Here is a 20459-nt window from a genome sequence, read left to right as displayed (position 1 = left end):
ACTTGTAGTCATCCCAGCAATGGATAACAGGTAATAAAGAATTGCTAATGGCTAAAGGTGCAAATTAGTCATTAGCTTTTTACTTTTAAAGATGAGCATCGGGCATGGGGCATGGGGCATGGGGCATGGGGCATTGGTAATTGGTGTTTGGTGTTGGGTGTTTGTGATTTCCCCTCATTTCCCCTATCCCCAGTCCCCAGTCCCTAGTCCCCAATCCCCAATCCCCAACCTCCTACCAAAATGAAACCGTATACTCCCAAGCTGGGGTAGCATACGGTGTGATTAATGTTATACTTGATTTTCTGATTACCAGAAGTTTATAATAGTATAATTTATACCAGTAAATAAGCTTACTGAATTTTTTTATCCATTTTCTCTATTTGGGGAAAGTTTTCCTGTTCGCTATTTGTATTTTGCTGAGTAATAGCAAGCATACTTAAGAGAATGATACCTCCCACAGCCATTGCTACTACAGGACGCTTTAGGAAGACGAAATCTCGGATAATTCTCGCTAAAGGGCTGCTTTGGCGGCGTAGTGACGAAGAGATCATCATCTGTTTCAGCGTAAACGGATCGCGGACGTAATGACCGCTTTGGCAAACTACAAGTTTTTCTTGGCAATAAGGACAACTAAACAAGCCAATGCACGTCTTGATTTTTTTCGGCGTGGCATTTCTTTGGCAAATTGGACAAGTAACATAATGATTATCAAAAGTGTGTATATTCATTTAGTACTACCGCCTAGTCCATTGACTCGCTCTATAAACAATAGTTATATTGAATTCCCGATCAATACTTAGTAGACTCACGCTTGTGAACTGACATCAGTCATTAATCATACATATAGTGTACTTCTTACTCAGGATGGTTATTATAGTCGCACCACGAGTATAGCTAGATTTAGTAAAAGATGACTTCTCATTACTGTCTAACCTGGCTTAAACACCAAGTCCATATCTAGCGTATTTTTTTCCTGAGAAGGAGTTCTGACTGAATAGCACTGCACCACCGCTAGTTGACCATTAAATAATAATTCTGTCCTATTTAACCATTCTCCTCATCAAAATTTTGCACAGTGAAATTTTTTTAACTAAAAATTTGTAAATTAACCTGATCGAGCATACTTGTCTGGTTGCTAAATCATGGCTCACAATGAGAAGTAACAGATAAAAATTTAAATTTTTTCTTACATTTACCTGGCCGCTCAATGACTCTCTTGCCTCCTACTGAACTGAGGAAGGTAACGGAAACACCTGCCTTTCCTTCTGTGACTACTCGCTTGGCTCACTTAATTAACCGTTTTCAACCATCCATAGAAACCGTGGTGCTACTTTTAGCAGTATTAATTGGTAGCGGTACGGGTATGGGTGTAGTGACCTTTCACTATTTAATCCAGCTAATTCACGATTTGATGCTGGAAAATTTTATGGGCACTATTGGGGTCTGGGGTGCTTGGACTTTAGCTTGTGTTCCCACAGTTGGCGGCTTGATTGTTGGTTTGATGCGCTGGCGCACTCAAGATTTTGGCCCTGGACTTTCATCTTTGATTGCAGCTTCTCAGGGCAAAGAAATTCGGCAGCCATTACGTCCAGTCACCAAAATGTTAGCAGCATCTGTGTCTTTGGGGAGTGGTGCTTCGTTGGGGCCTGAGGGGCCGAGTGTAGAAATTGGTGCCAATTTTGGGATGTTATTGTCTCTAGTTTTACAAGTATCCCAAGAGCAACAGCGTTTGCTTTTGAGCGCTGGTGCAGCGGCTGGTTTAGCAGCCGGCTTTAATGCTCCCATTGCAGGAGTGTTTTTTGCTTTAGAAGTGGTGATGGGCGCTACATCTTTTGCCACCTCTGCTGTCAGTGTGGTGTTGTTAGCCGCAGTGGTAGCAGCGTTAATTGCTCAAATTGGTTTAGGCGCACAACCTGCTTTTGCTTTACCTGTATATCAAGTCCGCAGTCCTTTTTTAGAGTTGCCAATTTATTTAGGTTTAGGCTTAGGAGCAAGTTTAGTTTCCCTAACTTATACAGAATCAATGCGGTTAGCAAAAGCCTGTTTTGCTGGGCGCATTCCCATGTTGGGCTTTGTAGGAAGAATTCCTAAGCCCATACATCCAATTATTGGTGGGGTAATTGTCGGCGTAGTAGCTATATATTTTCCCCAAATTTTGGGCATTGGTTATGGCACTGTCCAGGCCATGCTGCAAGATGTGGAGTTTTCTCTACCTTTATTAATGATACTTTTAGTCATCAAATTGCTGATGACGGCAATTTCTGCTGGTAGTGGTTTTGTCGGTGGTGTATTTGCTCCCGCGATGTTTCTGGGTGCTTCTTTTGGTTCAGCTTATGCCAAAATTGTCGCTGCGATCGCTCCTACAATTGGCGCACAAATGGCTGCACCTCCCGCTTATGCAATGGTAGGAATGGCCGCAGTTCTAGCTGCTAGTGTCAGAGCGCCCTTAACATCAATTATTATGCTATTTGAATTAACCCGCGATTACCGGATTGTTTTACCTTTAATGGCGGCGGTGGGTTTAAGTGTTTGGTTAATAGAACGAATCAAGCCAAATTTTAATTCTAATTCTAATCTGCAACAAATCGGTCTTTCGGAATTAAAAGATGAGAAGACAGATATGTTGCAGGAAATTTTAGTAGAAGATGCCATGCTAACTTGTCCGAAAAAGTTGCCGACAAAGTTAGGAGTATTAGAAGCCGCAAAGGAGATGCTGCGCGATCGCTGCTCTAGTGCTTTAGTAATTGATGAACTTGAGCAATTAGTTGGTATTATCTCTCTAGAAGATATTAACCGTAACCTCCGCCTTTGGCAAAATTACCAGAATTTGCCAACTGAAATTCAGAGTAATTTATCTAGCCAAACTCTTTTCGATATTTGTACCACTGAAATTCTTTATGCTTGGAGGGATGAACCCTTATCTGAAGCTTTAGACCGCATGGCGCTTCGAGGTTTGCATCAGTTACCAGTGGTAGCAAGAGACAACCATGAGCGCATTTTAGGTCTACTAGAAAGGGAGCAAATTGCCTTAACCTGTAATTTAACAGTCACAGGTAAGGCACTGCACCAATGTTTAGCAATGATGTCTACAACAGATGTAGTTATTAATCATTAATTGACATACTCACCGACCTGAAGGTGCGGTGATTCTTGACGGCTCACAGCAACCAGCTACCGAAGTAGTCTTATGGTCGATCCCCGTCCGTTTAAGGTCGTGCCGATGCCCTATGCCGACCATTTCTATATTCTGTCAATAGAAGGCTGAAGTGAGAAGTATAAAGTATGAGGTATATTTGTTTAGGCTACCCTACTCTAAGTCGCAGCCAGACAAGTATTCAGCCTTCAGCCTTCTTCCTTGACTCTTGATGTTAACTATATTATTAAGCAGTAGCTTCTATAGCTTCCAGGTCTTCCCTATCTTCTGGATCTACCTGTCTCAGACGAATGTGCTTTTTACCTAAAGTGATGAGAAACTCATCGCCTGGTTTAAGATTCATTTGTTTTGTGTAGGCGGAACCTATCAGCAAGTTCCCATTTGATTGCACACTAATTCTATAGCTGGCGCTACGTCCACCACGACCATTAGCACTAGGAGAGCTATCTAATTGAATGCCTTCAGCATCAATTAAGGCATTCAAGAACTTCATCATATTGACGCGCTCTATACCATTTTTGGTAACGGTATAGTAGCCGCACTTCTTAGCCTTCTCTTCTTTGCTCTCGTTCTCTAGCTCTTTAACTTTTTTGAGCAGATCTTCACCAACTAGGGGTTCAATTTTTTTCTGTTTAGCCATCAACTTAGGTCGAAAACGAATGTTTGAAGTGTTTGAATCGATTTTATTTTAGCTGACATTGAGCTAGTAGGAACAGAATCCTTTAGTTTTTATTTCAGCCTTGCCAAGTATATTACATTCATAGGCAAAATTGTTACTTGATTTCTAAATATTGCTAAAACAATTTATTTTCTAGAATGGTGTCTATACTGATAACTATATATATAGTTTCTGAATTACTGGTAGACTATAGTTGTTTAAGTTTTCTAAAGTAGCGCAAAAAAAACTTGTCTACTTGTCAATATGGATAATTGGGGTACAGAATGATAAGCAAAACTGATCCTTAGTCATTAGTCATTAGTCAATGGTCATGAAAAAACAACTGACAACTGACAACTGACAACTGACAAATCAAAAAATCCAGCATGAAACTAACAACGAGAGGACATTATAGTGTGAAAGCGATGCTCGATTTAAGTTTACAGCCAGCTTATGGGCCTGTATCTGTAAGAGCCATTGCTAAACGCCAAGATATTCCTGCTCCTTATCTAGAAAAATTATTAATAGAAATGCGTCGTGCTGGTTTAGTAAAATCAATTCGCGGCAGCATTGGTGGATACCAATTGGCAAGAGAGCCTGCCAAAATATCTATAGGACAAATTTTAGAATCTGTAGGTGAAACGATTACTTATTTGCCTAACCATACTCCAACATCAGCACAAGCTGAAGATTGGGTAACATTTTCTCTTTGGCAGAGACTTAACCAAAAGCTGAAAGAAGCTTTATATAGTATTACCCTAGCTGATCTTTATTACGATGCTCGGAGTTGGCAGGCTTCTTTGGGAGAAGAAGCTAATTTTGTAGTTTAGTCAACAGTCAAAAGTCTATATTCCAGAGCCACAATACCAGAGTCAGAATATTTATGCTTGACCCTTGAGTAGAGACGCGATTAATCACGTCTCTCCAACTTTTGACTCTTGACCAATGACTCACAACATTTATATCTTGATTTTTGCTGCATTTTTAGATTATCTAATTGGCGATCCTTGGGGTTGGCCTCATCCAGTGCAAGTAATGGGGTGGGTAATTTCTCACCTTTCCAAACTGTCTCTGAAATATTGTCATGATTCTCTAACACAAAGAATTGCGGGAATTTTCCTCTGCATCTTTTTAATAATTGGTAGCGGACTTGTTGGCTGGTTAATCATTCAAAGTGCTAAGTGGTTGCATCCACTGTTGGCAATTGCTTTAGAAAGTATTCTTTTAGCTAGTTGTTTTGCTGGCAGAAGTTTGAGAACCGCATCTGTTACTGTCTTAAAACCTTTAACCGGAGGAAATTTAGCAGAGGCTCGTGATATTTTAAGTAATTACGTTGGCCGCGATACTAAAAATCTTTCCGAAGCAGAAATTTTGCGCGCCATTCTAGAAACGGTAACTGAGAATGCTACTGATGGGGTGATGGCTCCGCTATTTTTTGCAATTGTGGGAGGATTCATTCCCTTTGTAGGATCTGTGCCTTTAGCTCTAGCATATAAAGCCAGTAGTACTCTAGATTCAATGGTGGGCTATAAGGAAGCACCATACACTTATTTAGGTTGGTTTAGTGCGCGGTTAGAAGATTACCTGACATGGGTTCCTTGCCGCTTAACAGTAATCACATTGGCGTTATTATCAGGGAAACCTTTATATGTTTGGCGGATTTGTAGCCGAGATGCAATTATCGATCCAAGTCCCAATTCTGGCTGGAGTGAATGCGCCTATGCAGCAATTTTAGGCGTACAGGTAGGCGGGACAAATTGGTATCACGGCGTAGCTAAACACAAACCATTGCTGGGAGATAACATTCATCCCATCACTCCCAAAAGTATTGAATCGGCTTTGCAATTAACTAGATATTGCTTTTTACTGTGGATAGGGGTTGCGATCGCTCTATTCTTTCTACTGCTAAACAGGTAATGATGAATATGGGGCATTGGGCATTGGGCATTGGGCATTTGTCATCTGTGGTTTCCCCCCTGCTCCCTACTCCCTGCCCCCTTGCCTTATTATCTCCTCTTGCCTCAAATGTCTGGTATCATGCATTACTCAGGGGTATCGGTCTATGGTTATGTCTGTAAAAGTAGTTGAAATTCTCTCATCAGAAGAACTTCGTCGGACTGTAAATCGTCTTGCTTCTCAAATTGTGGAGAGGACGCGTGATTTATCTGAGCTAGTACTCTTAGGTATTTATACCAGGGGTGTATTTTTAGCAGAATTATTGGCACGTCAGATTGAGACATTGGAAGGTGTATCTGTAGAAGTGGGAGCATTGGATATTACGTTTTATCGAGATGATCTTGACCAAATTGGGTTACGAACTCCAGCCAAAACTGATATTCCTTTTGACCTCACAGGTAAAACAGTTGTGCTTGTAGATGATGTCATTTTTAAAGGTAGGACAATTCGTGCTGCTTTAAATGCAGTCAATGAGTACGGTAGACCGGAGGTAATTCGTTTAGCTGTTTTGGTAGATAGGGGCCATCGTGAAGTTCCCATCCACCCAGATTTTATTGGTAAGCAGCTACCTACTGCTAAAGAGGAGATTGTCAAAGTTTATTTCCAAGATTCGGATGGAAAAGATGCTGTAGAGTTAATTGCAAATTAGTTATCAGTCAAGGGTTAAGGTAAGGCAAAACAATAAATTATCCAATCTTTAACTACACTTCGTTAATGCAAAATTTTTGAGATGATTGGCGGTGCGTTAGGCTTTACCTAACGCACATTTGTATCTGAAGAACTTAATTACACCGATACCACGATGCGATCGCATCGTGCAACCAAGCATTGCTGATTACACCAGATAACCACATCTGGTATGGCAAAGTCTGTTGTGATGGCTGAATAGCAAATGCGGATTTAGCAATTGAAAACTTACAACAATTCGCCAATGGTGTTGAGAAATGGCAAAAAATGACTGTGATTTCGATAACATTAGGGACGACAGACGCTTTCAAATTGTGGTAATGGATGATATGTAGCTTTTCTCATCCAGATGAACTACCAATTTCTCAACGTTTAACTTTTCTTTCTCTGTGCTTGGTAGTGAATGACCTTTGAAAACACTCTGCGTCCCTTGGCGCTGACTTTGTGTGACTCTGCGTTAAAAAACTCTACGACAAAATACACTCAATCAACAACAGCTTAATCTTCAATTGATTTTGCTGGAACTTCCACCGCTGTGACATCAATTGTGCCATCAGGGGTAAACCTACGAAAATGACCACTTTGCACTAACAACTGCTCTCCACAGTTAGGACATTGTAACTGGCTGTTATTTAAACCTGTAAATTCATATCGACATACAGGACATTGATCAACAACCAAGTTACGTTGTAGCCACCAGCGAAACCCAAAGAATGCAATTACGGGTGCCAATAGCAACAACCCAACAATAAACAGTATCGAATTAACCAACCAACCCAGGCCTAAGGATGCTAGCAACCAAGTAACTGCTAACACAGTGAGCCAAGGGCGAAGATTTTCAAGCAAAGGAAAAGATTTAAGGCTCATTTTTAAAATGTCATGTTGCTCTATTTCTAGGATAGCGAGTTTGGGGATGAGGATGATGAGGCGGATGAGGGGGATGAGGAAGCTGGGGAGAAATAATTAATGACAAACCCCAAACACCCAATTACCAATTACTCATTACTATGCCCAATGCCCCATGCCCCATTCCCATTAAATTAACTCTTGTAACCGCTTTTGCAAAGCATTCATCCCAAAAAGTGCGATCGCTTGTTGTCGTAGCCAATCGCCATCACAACGTTGGTCATGGCCTGTGAGTATTTCTATACAAGCTGCGGCTACAGCATTGGGATCGCGGTGGGGAACTCGCCAGCCGAGTTGTCCATCCTGTAAGGGGTCTGCTGAACCATCATCATCGCCAGATAGTACGGGTACACCACAAGCCATTGCTTCTAAATAAACAATGCCAAAGCCTTCTTGGGAAGGCATAATGTAGGCATTAGCCAGGCGGTAATGTGCTATTAGTTCTTCTGTGGGAACGAAACCTGCAAAAATTACGCGATCGCTGACACCTAAATCTTGTGCAAGTTGCGCTAATCTTGGTTGATCGTCGCCACGCCCAATGACTAAATATTTAACTTCTGGGAACACCTCAAGGATTTGCGGTAAGGCGCGAATTGTGACATCAACGCCTTTGTAAATATCGCCCGACCATAGCCGCGCTACAGTCATTAACACTCTGGCATCATTTAAACCATACTTGGCAATCAGTTCTGGTTGCTTTTCACCTGGTGTAAATTTATTCCCATCAATTGCACAAGGCAGTATTTTTACTATATTAGGGTCGATAAAATTAGCCGCACAGCTGCGATCGCGACTGTAACGGCTAATTGTCCAAATCCCTGATGCCGATGTGAGTGCGTGACGTTCCTTACTATTAAGCGGTTCCCAAACTTCTTTACCGTAAGTGAGGACAGTGTAAGGAATTCCTAAAGGTTGGCAAAGAGTTTGTATCAGTTTTGTTAACAGGATGTGACCACAAAAAACATGCTGGGGACGATGTAATAATAAACACTTCAGCAAGGCAGCTGTCATTTTCAATCTGCCGAATTGGGGAGAGTTACTTTGAAAACCATAAAATTTTAAATTTTCCGATTCCCAGAGATTTGAGACATTTGGCCTATCTCGCAGTACAAATACTTCTGCTTTGTAGCCTGGACTCAATCTCTGATAGGCGTGAAAAATATCCTTGACATAGGACTGAATCCCACCTTCGTGTACAAAAATTTCTAAGAACACGAATACATGGTTGGTTTTTTGGGGAAATTTATGAGTTAAATTAAGATTTTCGCCCACTGTACCTGTGCAATTACGTATGTTTATGGCTCATCCAGTTGTAACATATACCACATTTGTTTAGGTTAAACCTCACAGGAAAGCATAAATTCCAAGCACAGAGGTGTTTTTGGGCATATTCTGTTAAGTTGCTAAAATTATGCACCCTGAAATTTACATTCAGGGTGCTTTGGCTGGATTTTCACGTTTGTTGTTCTAGCTTGTCAAATTCCCATTAATTAATAATTTGTACTAGATGGCAATGACAAATTATTAATTAAGAATTCTTTAATGCTGACCATCTAGAGAATATTTAACGATCAGCAAACAATTTCTGTTTTCTGTAGCGCGTTCGTAGACAACACGGTCAGCCAAGCGTCTCAGAAGGAACCATCCGTATCCTCCTACTTGAAGAGTACCTGGCTCTGGCTCGGCGATCGCATCGGGATTAAAAGGTTTGCCATAATCCCAAATTCTCATTTCCAATCTGTCAATCCACAAGCTGACTTCAATATCTATGCCTGTTTCTGGTGGTAAAGCAGAATGAGCATGACGCACTGCGTTAGTGAAGCCTTCTGCTAATGCTAAGTTCAGGCGATAAAGCTGAGTTTCTGACCAGCCAAGTTGATACAAATGTTGCCGACAAAATTTCTCAAACCATTGTTGCACGTGGTTGAGGAGCTTGAGATCGCTCTTCACCGTCAGATGGTCTTGCTGCATGGTGCTAAGCATTGACCTTGACTTAAATATAAGTAAGTGATCGGTAGGTAACAAATGCGTCTCTTTATGGTATTTGTGAGATTTCTGATTTTGGAATAGCTATTAAGTCCAAAACTAAATATCCACGATGCAACCTGGATGAGGAAAAGTGCTGAGTCATAGAAGTGCAGATTTAAGGAAACCTTATCTCTAACTTCTCGCTGAGTGCTGAATGCTGAGTAATAGCTCACGACTTAAGTCTTCCTAAGTACTAAGTACCTAGTTTATCAAAACTCATTACTCAAAATTCATTACCCATGACTCAGCACTCATCAAAGAGTACTGTTTTTTCTGACTGAATTAGAACAATCCTAAGGTCAAGGATTTATCTAATGGTAAAGCAGCACCAATACCTAGCCACAGAGTTACAAGTGTTCCAAATAGGAAAACTGTGGTTGCAACTGGACGACGGAAGGGATTTTGGAACTTATTGACGCTCTCGATAAAAGGAACGAGGATAAGTCCTAGGGGTACTGAAGCCATTGCTAATACTCCTAACAGTTTGTTAGGAAGCGATCGCAAAATTTGGAATACAGGGTATAAGTACCACTCAGGTAAAATTTCCAATGGTGTCGCAAAAGGATTCGCTGGTTCACCGTTCATTGCTGGATCTAGTACTGCTAGAGCCACAATACAAGCGAAAGATCCCATGATAACGATGGGAAAGACGTAAAGTAGGTCATTAGGCCAAGCTGGTTCACCATAGTAGTTATGGCCCATGCCTTTGGCGAGTTTGGCTCTGAGGATAGGATCGCTCAGATCGGGTTTTTTCTGTGTTGACATTTTTAAATATGCTCTCCTGCTTAAGTTGAGTTAAAGCATTGGTAAAAGCCTTGAGCTATCAGGTAAACCTCAACAGCAGCCAGATGCCAGTAGGGTTTTACAGCTTTCAGCTTCTGATATCAAGTTTTTGTTGTTCTTGTTCATCAGTTTAAAACAAACAACTCTAGCTTGAAAGCTGTGGGGTAGGGGATAGGGTAAGGATTCAAGGTTGAGGTTTAAGTAATAGCTTCAATTACTGAGTCCTGAGTTATGAGTCAAAATCTGAGCTTCCATGACCAATTACCCATTACCCATTACCCCTTTCCCCATTTTGAAACTGAATGCAGTTTAGCTGTTAGCGTTTTGGCTGAAATTACAAGGGCCCAGAAATGCCTTGTTTGCGGATCATCAAGAAGTGGAACAGCATGAAGACCGCAATCAACCACGGCAGAACGAATGTGTGGGCGCTGTAGTAGCGGGTCAGGGTCGCTTGGCCGACGCTAGAACCACCACGTAGCAAGTCAGAAATCAGCACACCAACTACAGGAATTGCTTCGGGAACGCCGCTCACGATTTTCACAGCCCAGTATCCCACTTGATCCCAAGGTAGTGAGTAGCCTGTCACGCCAAAAGAAACTGTGATTACGGCTAGGATCACACCACTTACCCAGGTTAATTCGCGGGGCTTTTTGAAACCACCAGTCAGGTAAACCCGAAAGACGTGCAAAATCATCATCAACACCATCATGCTGGCAGACCAGCGGTGAATGGAGCGAATTAGCCAGCCGAAGTTTACTTCTGTCATGATGTACTGCACTGAGGAATAAGCCTCAGCTACAGTTGGCTTGTAGTAGAACGTCATGGCAAATCCAGTCGCAAACTGGATGAGAAAGCAAACCAGGGTAATGCCACCTAAGCAGTAGAAGATGTTGACATGGGGAGGAACGTACTTGCTTGTGACATCATCAGCGAGTGCTTGAATTTCCAAGCGTTCCTCAAACCAGTCGTAAACGTTGGCCATACAATCTCAAGTTCCTAAAAAATCGGTTGCGGTTGATCAATCTACGAAGTTCTAAGCGGAGGAAGCCTCCGCTCAGACTTCTCTCCCAATTAACAATTTTGGGATTTTAGCAAAGAGGATTTTAGTCGTTTGCTTTTAAGGCTTCAGAGTGATAAGACTTTTAATAAACTTAACACTCTGTAAACATGTGATGTATTGCGTTTTTGGGGCAAACCAACACGACAAATTATGGACACAAAGTAGATCTTATCGTGTGTTGAGTGGGATATACGCTAATCAGCTGACTTAACAACTTGATTAAGACTAATGCACCACTTCTATAAAAAAAGTAACATAATCGAGAGATAGATTTCATCAAAAACAAAGCAACTGGGCAGTTCTAGGCAATTTGGGTTGAGGTGGAATTCAACATGGGCTTGTTCATGGACAAAAAGATTTGGCGACGCGGATTATCATTGCTAATGGCAGTTTGGTTGGCACTAGGCACATTTATCCAACCAGCTGGGGCTTTAACTGAGGAACAAAAATTAATATCGGAAGTTTGGCGAATTGTCAATCGTAATTATTTAGATGAAACGTTTAATCATCAAAATTGGGCGACGGTGCGGCAAAAAGCTTTGGAGAAACCGCTAAAAAATCAGGAAGCAGCTTATGCAGCAGTTCAGAATATGCTCAAAAGCTTGGACGACCCCTTTACCCGCTTTTTAGACCCAGAACAGTATCGTAGTTTACAGGTCAATACTTCTGGAGAACTTACAGGGGTGGGCTTGCAAATTGCCTTAGACCCCAAAACTGGGAAGTTGGAAGTGGTAGCACCAATCGCGGGTTCGCCGGCAGATAAAGCGGGAATTCAGCCACGCGATCGCATTATTAAAATCGAAGGCATTTCTACAGAAAATCTTACATTGGACGAAGCCGCAGCGAAAATGCGCGGGCCGATTGGCAGCCTCGTGACATTATTAATCGAGCGAGACGGGACACAAGAGCAGGAAATTAGGGTAGTGCGCGATCGCATTGCTTTAAATCCTGTAATCTCAGACTTGCGCGTTACCCCACAAGGTACGCCCATTGGCTATTTACGTCTGAATCAGTTTAATGCCAATGCCTCAATGGAACTGGCACACGCCATTAATAGTTTAGAAAAAAAGGGCGCGGCTGCCTACATTCTCGATTTACGCAATAATCCCGGTGGGCTACTGCAAGCGGGAATTGAAATTGCCCGCCTGTGGTTAGACTCTGGCACCATCGTCTACACCGTCAATCGCCAAGGCATCCAAGGCAGTTTTGAGGCATTTGGCCCCGCACTCACATCAGACCCATTAGTTATTCTAGTCAATCAAGGAACTGCCAGTGCCAGCGAAATCCTCGCCGGCGCGCTCCAAGATAACGGTCGTGCCACATTAGTTGGCGAAACCACCTTTGGTAAAGGCTTAATTCAATCCTTGTTTGAGTTATCCGATGGTTCCGGCTTGGCAGTCACAATCGCGAAGTACGAAACCCCCCAACATCGAGATATTAATAAATTAGGTATAAAACCAGACAAAGTCATTCCCTTAGACACAATTACCCGCGACCAAATTGGCACAGAAGCCGATCCACAATATCAAGCAGCAGTAGAATTGTTGACGAATAATCCTGTAGTTGTGGGGATGGGGAATAGGGAATAGGGCATGGGGCATGGGGCATGGGGTATGGGGCATGGGGCATGGGTAATGGGTAATAGGACTAACGCATTGACAGAATGATAAAATAATGCGTTAAGAAAAAAGTGTTGTCTACAAATAGGTATCGGACAATCAGAGAAATCAGTAAACTCTCAACAGCACAATGCAATCTGGAACATTACACTCTATTTTTGTTATCGGAACCGAAGCATGGAGGATGCAGTAGGTTAGCAGAAATATTGGGGAATGTTTCACATGATAGTGTGAACCGTTTTTTGTTGAGGGAGAGATACGCTCCCTATGATTTGTTCAGTACGGTAAAGACTATTATTAACTTGACAGGAGGGATTTTAAGTGTAGACGACACAGTCATAGAAAAACTGTACAGTAATCCAAAATATGCAGAATTAATCGGTTATTTTTGGTCAGGTAAATATCATAAAAGTATCAAAGGGATAAATTTAATTACGCTGTATTACAGCGACATACATGGAAGCTCAGTACCAATAAATTACAGAATATACGATAAAAAGGAGGGGAAAACGAAGAACGATTATTTCCAAGAGATGCTAATTGAAGTAATTGATTGGGGTGTAAAACCAAGGCTAGTAACAGGAGATAGTTGGTACTCAGGAGTAGAAAACTTAAAATTTTTAAGAAACCAGAAATTGGGTTTTCTATTTGGGGTTGAGAAAAATAGAACTGTCTCTAATGAACCAGGAAAGTATTGCCAAGTAAGTGGTTTAGAGATTCCTGATGAAGGGTTGGTAACTCATCTGAGAGAATTTGGATTTATCAAATTGTTTAGGAAAGTCTTCAAAAAAGAAGACTCTAGACATTATATATTGTATCTACCAGATGCTGAAGCTCTTCAGCAAATAACTCGCAGTGAATTTGTGACAATTCATGATACTCATTGGGGAATAGAAAGTTTTCACAGAGCAATAAAACAAGTATGTGGAATTTGTCGATTTATGGTGAGCCAGTGCGTTGGGCGGGTCTCCCGACTTGAAGCAACTGGCGAACCCGTAAGGGTTAGAGATAGCCATGCAATTAAAACACACATATTTTGCTCACTTCAAGCATTTGTTCGTTTAGAGCTAATGCGGTCTGAAAACATCATTTCTAATTGGTATGAATTACAAAGAAACTTGTTTACTTTAGTTGTGCGTGATTATATTGTGGACAATCTCACCAATACTTGTGCTGCCTAGTACACATCAATAATATTTTTTGTCAATGCGTAAGTCCTAGGTAATAATAATTTCCCTTTTTTTCCTTTTCCCCTTTCCCCTTTTCCCCCTCATACCCAATCCCCAGTCCCCAATCCCCAGTCCCTAATCCCCAGTCCCTAATCCCCAGTCCCTAAATCCAAAGCCGCAAGACTCTGATAAGCTTGAGCGATCGCACCTTTGCCTCTCAAGAAACCAATATTCGCGCCAGGGCAGATGTACTGTAGGGTTTCTGGTGTCAAGCGTTCTAATAAATTTTGAAGACTTTTAATTTGCCTTGGCCAGTGAAAGGTTTTGGCTGTCCGTAATAATACTGGCTCACCCTTGAGATTGGGAACTATGTGACGACCGGAAAATAAGACTCCACCGAATTGATTGTAGTAAAGGCAAGATGAGCCAGGAGAATGGCCTGGTGTCCAAATTACTTGGGCGGTTGCATCTAACGTTAGTTCCCGCCCAAAGCTGGTGACGGTTAATCCTGGTAATAAATAAGCTTCTTGCTCTTGAATGACAACCTCGCAGCCTAAAGCTTGCTGGATTTCTGCTGTCTTCCCAATAGCACCACGGTGGGTGATGACTAGCCAACGTACGCCGCCATGCGATCGCAAGAAATCTAAATTTGTTGGCTCGAAAGCAGGACAATCAATCAGGATATTACTTTCATTTCTTACAATAAAATAAGAGGTTCCCCCTAATGTGTCCCGATTGGGCGGAAATGCAAAAATATTTTGCGCGAAGTCCGAGCGGAGGTTTCCTCCGAGTAGAACTTCGTCAGAGAGCACAGCCCTTGGTGGCTTAACTGTATGATTTGGCTGTTGGGGTAAGGGGCACATAAGAAAAAACCGAAATTGAGGAGTTGTCTAATCATTTGGTTACAGAGTTCAACATCTTGAAGCCAGCAGCTTAAGAGTGAACAATTGCTGTTAACCGTTGAAGAAAAAATAGGGGTTTTTATAGTCTGGCTAGTAGTGAAGGCTGTGGTGCTAACGCTACAGGTGGGACGTTTTTTCAAAATCACTGAAGAGCAAATGACATTTTGGTTTCTCCTTCTACTGGGACTAGCTACTTATCTGATGGTGCAGCGTGTCGTCGCCCATAGCACCCGGACACCTGTCTGGTTATTATGGTTGGTTTTAATGACACCAGCATTTTTGTTGACCGGATGGACGCTAATGTATGGTACGAAACAAGCGCCACCCTCATCACTGATTCTCTGGTCATCGATCATCTGCGTTCTGTTATACTGGCTGTTATTTCAATGGGGACGGCGAACACCTATAGATAAACAGACGGAACCCCAAGCCATTGAATCACAATCGGTTATTAATCCTACCGCAGAACCTGCAAAAGTGCGTCCCATCGAGCCAACGGAAGAAACCCAGCTGCGAAATTGTTTTCCCTGGTCTACTTACTACATTCAAAACATTGAATACCGACCCCAAGCTGTCATCTGTAGGGGTCAATTGCGAACGACACCAAGCCAAGCCTACCAACAAATTAAGTCTAATATCGAAGCCCAATTTGGCGATCGCTTTTTGTTGATATTCCAAGAAGGGATAAATAGCAAACCTTTCTTTGTCTTGGTTCCCAATACTCAGGCGGCTAAATCTGTAAATTCTGCTAAGGGCGAACAAATAACGCGCCCAGGATTAGCATTGTTGCTTTTAGTAGCTACCTTGGTTACTACTACCTTAATAGGGACAAGAATTGCTGGTGTAGATGTAAAAGCGCTACAAGCTGACCCTAATATGTTTCTTCAGGGATTGCCTTATGCTTTTGCATTAATGACAATTTTGGGCATCCATGAACTAGGACATTATCTAACAGCTAGGTATTACAAAATCCGCTCCACACTGCCTTATTTTATTCCTGTGCCTTTTTTCTTAGGCACATTTGGCGCATTTATTCAGATGCGGAGTCCTATACCTAATCGCAAAGCTTTATTTGATGTCAGTATTGCAGGCCCAATTGCGGGTTTTATTGCCACCTTACCAATATTAATTTGGGGTTTAGCACATTCTGAGATAGTTCCTCTCACGGAAAAAACCAGTATCTTAAATCCTGATGCCCTCAATCCCAAATACTCCATTTTATTAGCGCTACTGTCGAAATTAGCACTAGGAAATGCCTTAAACGCACAATCAGCAATTGACTTACATCCTGTTGCAGTCGCAGGCTTTTTAGGGTTAATTGTCACCGCCTTAAATTTGATGCCAGTTGGACAGTTAGATGGTGGTCATATTGTTCATGCTATTTTTGGGCAAAGAACTGCGATCGCAATTGGTCAAACAGCTCGTTTATTGTTGTTACTGCTGTCTTTAATCCAATCTGAATATTTATTCTGGGCAATTATTTTATGGCTCATCCCCTTAATTGATGAACCTGCACTTAATGATGTCACCGACCTAGATAATGGGCGTGACATATTAGGTTTAATATCAATGGCTTTGTTAGTCATAATTGTCTTGCCACTCCCCCAATTAATGGCGAATTTGTTGCAGATTTAAGAGTGGAATAATGCTTAATTAAGCAAACATATTTGCAAAATTCGCTGCTCATAACCCCGGCTTCTTCAAGAAGCCGGGGTTCTAAATATTGCCAAATTCAGTAAACTTCTAAACTATATTTTTCAAATTTTGTAATTACGAATTACGAATTACTATGAAATTCCAAAACTTTGCTTTTACCAGGATTCATTAATCCATAGGGGTCAACCATTTCTTTAAATTTTAGCTGTTCGGGGTCAATGACTTTTCTGCCGCCATCTTCAATAATATATGTGTGAGGATTGGCAATCATTACACCCTGCGCTTCGTGGTAGCGGATAATTTCATTAAGACGTTCTTCTGTGGTGTAACGAACAAGTTGTAAAGCACCAGCAATCACAGCACCTCTGACGCGGAAAAATTCTAAATGCATCATCACTTCATCACCAAAATGATGATACATATGCTCAACTAATTGCAAACTCGTATCGGGTGGAAAGATACTTTGTAAATAGGTAATTGAAGTATCTACAGTGCGGGCGTGTAATGTTGTGTGGTTCCAAGTAAATTCGGCTAAATGAGTGCCTTTAGCTGCATCTTGCGCGGGTTTTTGATAAGTAATTTCTCCGCCATATTGTTGGACTAATCCTGGTAAAAATTCTAAACTCGGTTCAGCAACCATTAAAAATGCCGGGTGCTTACCTTGGGGAATGTATTCATGTAAAGCATGGAAATATTGGGGAATAGGTGATGCAAATATACTAATTAATTTCTTCATCATGCCATCAGCAATCCCCAGGGCATAGCCAAACTTCGCTGCTGTCATGAAGTCATCAAAGGTAACAATTACTTCCGCCCAAGGATAAGCTGGGGCTAAGGGAAGTTCTAATTGGGTGATGATGCCATTAATACCCCAAGCATGATTTACCTTTTGCACATCATTGCCGCGTAATTCGATGATACGGGGTTCATCTTCTAAAGTTACCACTCGCAGACCTAAAAGATTACCGCGATCGCCTAATAATCCATATTGAATTGAGCCAATTCCCCCACTTCCCCCAGCAATAAAGCCGCCAATGGTGGCTGTACGGTAGGTTGAGGGAGCCATTCGCATTTCCCAGCCAATTTCTCGCGCTTTTTTATCTAAAGCTGCCAATTTCACCCCAGCTTCTACCCGCGCTACTGCTGGTTTTACCCAGAGGATTTCGTGCATTTTGGTCATATCGAGAATTACACCGCCATGCATCGGTACGCATTGGCCGTAATTTCCTGTACCTGCACCCCGGACGGTTACAGGGATGCGGTGTTTGGCGCAGGTTGCAGCCACCTTAATCACTTCGGCTTCGTTGGCGGGACGGACGACGATATCACCGACTTTTCCGGCTAATTTGGGGACAAGAACGGGGCTAAAGGTGTGATAGTCCTGGGATAATTTGGCGACTTGGGCGGGGTCGGTGATAGTTTCGATATCTGCAAAAGCCGCAGTTAGGGTATCTAAATTGAGAGTTGTCATTAGTATTTTCTTTAAAGTAGCAAATTTACTTTTATTCTCACGCAAAGAAGAGGACACTTGCGTGGGCGGGTTTCCCGACTTGAGCAAAGTGTCCGTTGCAAAGACGCAAAGCGGGTTCTCGCTAGGTAGGCGCGAAGATGATTGAGGGCTAATTTAAAATTAAATTCAGGAGTTCAGTTGAGAAGATGTAGAAAAATGAAGACCGAACAAGAACGCGAACAGTTAATCAAAGAAATTAATGTACTGTTAAATCAAGCTTATGACAGTACCTTAGATGAAATTTATGTACTACTACAAAAAATTGAGGATGAAGAAGACGAAAATGATTTAAAAGCCTATCATGCTGCTAAAAGTGACGTGGAAAATAATAGTTTGATCGCATGGGAGGAGATTAAACAGGAAATCGCTAATGAAAGGAACAAGAATGTAGCGTGATTTACGAAGTTAAATTTACCAAGAGTGCGAGAAAAGCGTTCCTGAAACTATCTCCTGAATTGCAAGACCGGATACAGATAAAAATAGATAGCTTGGCAATAGAACCACGCCCTAACGGAGTGAAGAAATTAAAAGGCGCAGATAATTCATATCGAATTCAATACTTGTCGGTTAAGGGGAAAAGGGGAAGGGGAAAAGGGGCAATAAAAAACCTTTAACCCTTACCCTTTCACCTTTTCCCCCAACCAAATTAAAAGTTGAAAATCCTTAACCGAGCAGTATTGATATCGAATTAGAGTAGGTGATTACCGCATTATCTACGAAATTTATGATGATGTTTTATTGGTAACTGTTGTGGAAATTGGACATCGCCGCAACGTATATAAAGATGAAAGCTGATCAGAAATAAGAATTTAAAAATTAATTTTAAGTTTCCAGTTTATTGGCTAACCATTTACAGAAATTTGTATGATAAAAGCTGTAATATTCTGCACCTGATATTTGCTGATGGGTTAAAAACTCAAACCAATTTTCTAACACTTCCTCTATATCAAATTCATCTGCATTGAGAATTTCGGCAATTGCTTCTACAGAGATGGGCTGCTGTTGCTGAACTAAAACTTTCAACACAGATTGGCTAAATTCCTCATCTTGATTTGCAGCCTTCATTTTTTGCCAATGCTGTTGATAATATGCTTCTAAACCAGGCGGGATTTGATTGTATTGCCAAGATTCTGGATAGAAACCCTCAGAGATAGCAGCTAAAATTTGGCTGATATACATAAAATTATTTTCTGATTTAGCAGCAAGGCTGGTGCAGAATTCTTGCTCGTTGATTTGATGATGATTTCGCCAAGGTTTTATGTCTTCATGATTTAAATATTGTTGAATATATGTTTGGATATCTTGCTGATTTGATTCTGAGTGGTCTGCTAAATTAAGAATATGGGATGGTGTTTCAATTAATAAACCCGATTTCTCTCTCAAAAAAGGTCGGCGGGTGAGGAGGAAATAAACCCCATCTGGGAGATAGCGGGGAAGATAAAATAAATTTGTACCAGGAGATTGACTATTGCGGTCAATGCGGTCTAATCCATCAATAGTAATGATGAGTTTTTGCTGAGGTTCTAACTCATCGCTGATTTGCTGAATTAACTGATGTAGAGATGTGATGTTGAAAGTCTCTACAGGTAAGTTATCAATAGCAAAAATCTCTATCAGTTGGGTGCAAATATTGCTAATAAATTCCTCAGCGCGATTTTTACCCTCAAGTTCAACGTTGTAATAGACAACATGAGGATTATCTGTGGCATATTTGGCGAGAATTGCACTTTTACCGCTACCGGGTGGGCCTGTGATGGTGAAGTAACCCTGGCGATAACGGTGAAGAAATTCATGAATCGCCGTAAATACAAATTCACGACCGATAAAATTATGGCTTTTGGCTTGAATAATTGGCTCAAACTCTGTGGGATGTCCTCTGGAATTGATTGTATTGGGTGGTTTGGGTGGTGAGTTCATAATTATTATGGTGTAGCTGATCAATATAACCTAAACAACTTTCGGTTGTGATTGTTGGTTTAGTTGCAGATACTCAATAATCAATAAGCGCAGGTAATCTAACATTTGCAAATAGGCTTTAATTTGTCTGTATGCTTGAAGATTAGCAAAATAAAACTGAGCAATCACTGAAATATCAAATATTCGCATATTTTGCAATTTATCCATAGCCTGTTGTGTATTTTCAATTCGACCTCGCGCTTGGATTTGACTGGCGTAACCTCTGATATCTACTGTTAATAGTTCGATTTCTTCTAAAAGTGTAAATTCTTCTTCAGAGCTAGCATAGAAAGCAGCAATTTCTTGGCGTTCTTGTTTAGTATTGCGGTAATTAATACTTAACTGCTCTAGTAATTGAATAATGTAATTCCTTTTCATTTCTGGGCTTTGAGTATTTTGTCAATTAAAGCCTTCC

The 20459-nt window shown here is 41.3% G+C and carries 22 protein-coding genes; 9 read left to right on the top strand and 13 right to left on the bottom strand.

From position 1 onward, the window contains the following. Positions 1-85: 85 nt before the first annotated feature. Both HG267_RS00770 and HG267_RS00765 read right to left on the bottom strand, forming a co-directional pair. The gene (locus HG267_RS00770; RefSeq protein ID WP_255325123.1) at positions 86-214 is read right to left on the bottom strand and encodes a hypothetical protein; all 129 of its coding nucleotides are present in this window, start codon (positions 212-214) and stop codon (positions 86-88) included. Positions 215-350: 136 nt separating this feature from the next. Continuing rightward, the gene (locus HG267_RS00765) at positions 351-728 is read right to left on the bottom strand and encodes a hypothetical protein (protein WP_045867435.1); all 378 of its coding nucleotides are present in this window, start codon (positions 726-728) and stop codon (positions 351-353) included. A 479-nt stretch (positions 729-1207) separates the two neighbouring features. Between HG267_RS00765 and HG267_RS00760 the strand changes: the two genes are divergently transcribed. Next, a complete protein-coding gene (locus HG267_RS00760) occupies positions 1208-3115 on the top strand; it encodes a chloride channel protein (RefSeq protein ID WP_045867436.1) in 1908 nt (635 codons plus the stop codon). Positions 3116-3380: 265 nt separating this feature from the next. Here the strand turns inward: HG267_RS00760 and HG267_RS00755 are convergent, their stop codons facing one another. Next, positions 3381-3794, bottom strand: a complete 414-nt coding sequence (locus HG267_RS00755) for an AbrB family transcriptional regulator (protein WP_045867437.1) — start codon at positions 3792-3794, stop codon at positions 3381-3383. A gap of 404 nt (positions 3795-4198) precedes the next feature. Between HG267_RS00755 and HG267_RS00750 the strand changes: the two genes are divergently transcribed. From HG267_RS00750 to pyrR, 3 genes are all read left to right on the top strand, one after another. Further along, the gene (locus HG267_RS00750; protein WP_045867438.1) at positions 4199-4642 is read left to right on the top strand and encodes an Rrf2 family transcriptional regulator; all 444 of its coding nucleotides are present in this window, start codon (positions 4199-4201) and stop codon (positions 4640-4642) included. 115 nt (positions 4643-4757) lie between these two features. Next, a complete protein-coding gene (cbiB, locus tag HG267_RS00745) occupies positions 4758-5729 on the top strand; it encodes an adenosylcobinamide-phosphate synthase CbiB (RefSeq protein ID WP_045867439.1) in 972 nt (323 codons plus the stop codon). 145 nt (positions 5730-5874) lie between these two features. Then, on the top strand, positions 5875-6417 hold the full coding sequence (pyrR, locus tag HG267_RS00740; RefSeq protein ID WP_194007909.1) for a bifunctional pyr operon transcriptional regulator/uracil phosphoribosyltransferase PyrR: 543 nt from the start codon (positions 5875-5877) through the stop codon (positions 6415-6417). A 133-nt stretch (positions 6418-6550) separates the two neighbouring features. On the opposite strand, the gene HG267_RS00735 is transcribed toward pyrR, so the two are convergent. The 6 genes from HG267_RS00735 to petB form a co-directional block, all read right to left on the bottom strand. Continuing rightward, positions 6551-6766: a hypothetical protein gene (locus HG267_RS00735; RefSeq protein WP_155538895.1), complete on the bottom strand. Its 216-nt coding sequence runs from the start codon at positions 6764-6766 to the stop codon at positions 6551-6553. A gap of 187 nt (positions 6767-6953) precedes the next feature. After that, complete coding sequence (locus HG267_RS00730) at positions 6954-7322, bottom strand: hypothetical protein (protein WP_045867440.1); 369 nt, start codon at positions 7320-7322, stop codon at positions 6954-6956. Positions 7323-7490: 168 nt separating this feature from the next. Then, positions 7491-8633 (bottom strand): glycosyltransferase, encoded by a 1143-nt coding sequence (locus HG267_RS00725; protein ID WP_194007908.1) that lies wholly within the window; start codon positions 8631-8633, stop codon positions 7491-7493. 267 nt (positions 8634-8900) lie between these two features. Beyond that, on the bottom strand, positions 8901-9344 hold the full coding sequence (locus tag HG267_RS00720; protein ID WP_045867442.1) for an ATP-binding protein: 444 nt from the start codon (positions 9342-9344) through the stop codon (positions 8901-8903). A gap of 327 nt (positions 9345-9671) precedes the next feature. Beyond that, positions 9672-10154: a cytochrome b6-f complex subunit IV gene (gene petD, locus HG267_RS00715; RefSeq protein ID WP_045867443.1), complete on the bottom strand. Its 483-nt coding sequence runs from the start codon at positions 10152-10154 to the stop codon at positions 9672-9674. A gap of 352 nt (positions 10155-10506) precedes the next feature. After that, positions 10507-11154: a cytochrome b6 gene (petB, locus tag HG267_RS00710; RefSeq protein ID WP_045867444.1), complete on the bottom strand. Its 648-nt coding sequence runs from the start codon at positions 11152-11154 to the stop codon at positions 10507-10509. Between the two features lie 410 nt (positions 11155-11564). Here petB and ctpA point away from each other — a divergent pair, with 410 nt between their 5' ends. Further along, the gene (gene ctpA, locus HG267_RS00705) at positions 11565-12821 is read left to right on the top strand and encodes a carboxyl-terminal processing protease CtpA (protein WP_045867445.1); all 1257 of its coding nucleotides are present in this window, start codon (positions 11565-11567) and stop codon (positions 12819-12821) included. Positions 12822-13009: 188 nt separating this feature from the next. Next, positions 13010-14032: a transposase gene (locus tag HG267_RS00700; protein ID WP_081583864.1), complete on the top strand. Its 1023-nt coding sequence runs from the start codon at positions 13010-13012 to the stop codon at positions 14030-14032. Positions 14033-14169: 137 nt separating this feature from the next. On the opposite strand, the gene HG267_RS00695 is transcribed toward HG267_RS00700, so the two are convergent. After that, positions 14170-14883 (bottom strand): MBL fold metallo-hydrolase, encoded by a 714-nt coding sequence (locus tag HG267_RS00695; protein WP_045867446.1) that lies wholly within the window; start codon positions 14881-14883, stop codon positions 14170-14172. 195 nt (positions 14884-15078) lie between these two features. On the opposite strand from HG267_RS00695, the gene HG267_RS00690 reads away from it, so the two are divergent. After that, a complete protein-coding gene (locus tag HG267_RS00690) occupies positions 15079-16557 on the top strand; it encodes a site-2 protease family protein (RefSeq protein WP_045868770.1) in 1479 nt (492 codons plus the stop codon). 142 nt (positions 16558-16699) lie between these two features. Here the strand turns inward: HG267_RS00690 and HG267_RS00685 are convergent, their stop codons facing one another. Further along, entirely contained in the window at positions 16700-18049 is a 1350-nt protein-coding gene (locus tag HG267_RS00685; RefSeq protein ID WP_045867447.1) for an FAD-binding oxidoreductase, read from the bottom strand. A gap of 195 nt (positions 18050-18244) precedes the next feature. On the opposite strand from HG267_RS00685, the gene HG267_RS00680 reads away from it, so the two are divergent. Beyond that, a complete protein-coding gene (locus HG267_RS00680) occupies positions 18245-18484 on the top strand; it encodes a hypothetical protein (protein WP_045867448.1) in 240 nt (79 codons plus the stop codon). A gap of 291 nt (positions 18485-18775) precedes the next feature. Then, on the top strand, positions 18776-18883 hold the full coding sequence (locus HG267_RS00675; RefSeq protein ID WP_081583920.1) for a type II toxin-antitoxin system RelE family toxin: 108 nt from the start codon (positions 18776-18778) through the stop codon (positions 18881-18883). 27 nt (positions 18884-18910) lie between these two features. Here the strand turns inward: HG267_RS00675 and HG267_RS00670 are convergent, their stop codons facing one another. Together HG267_RS00670 and HG267_RS00665 are read right to left on the bottom strand one after the other, a co-directional pair. Beyond that, positions 18911-20005: an AAA family ATPase gene (locus HG267_RS00670; protein ID WP_045867450.1), complete on the bottom strand. Its 1095-nt coding sequence runs from the start codon at positions 20003-20005 to the stop codon at positions 18911-18913. Positions 20006-20035: 30 nt separating this feature from the next. Continuing rightward, a complete protein-coding gene (locus HG267_RS00665; protein ID WP_045867451.1) occupies positions 20036-20422 on the bottom strand; it encodes a hypothetical protein in 387 nt (128 codons plus the stop codon). Between the last annotated feature and the right edge of the window lie 37 nt (positions 20423-20459).

This window comes from Tolypothrix sp. PCC 7601 (assembly GCF_025677855.1).
In the GTDB taxonomy this organism is placed as follows: domain Bacteria; phylum Cyanobacteriota; class Cyanobacteriia; order Cyanobacteriales; family Nostocaceae; genus Aulosira; species Aulosira diplosiphon.
Note: the sequence above shows the minus strand (reverse complement) of the source record. Positions and strands in the feature narration are given on the sequence as shown.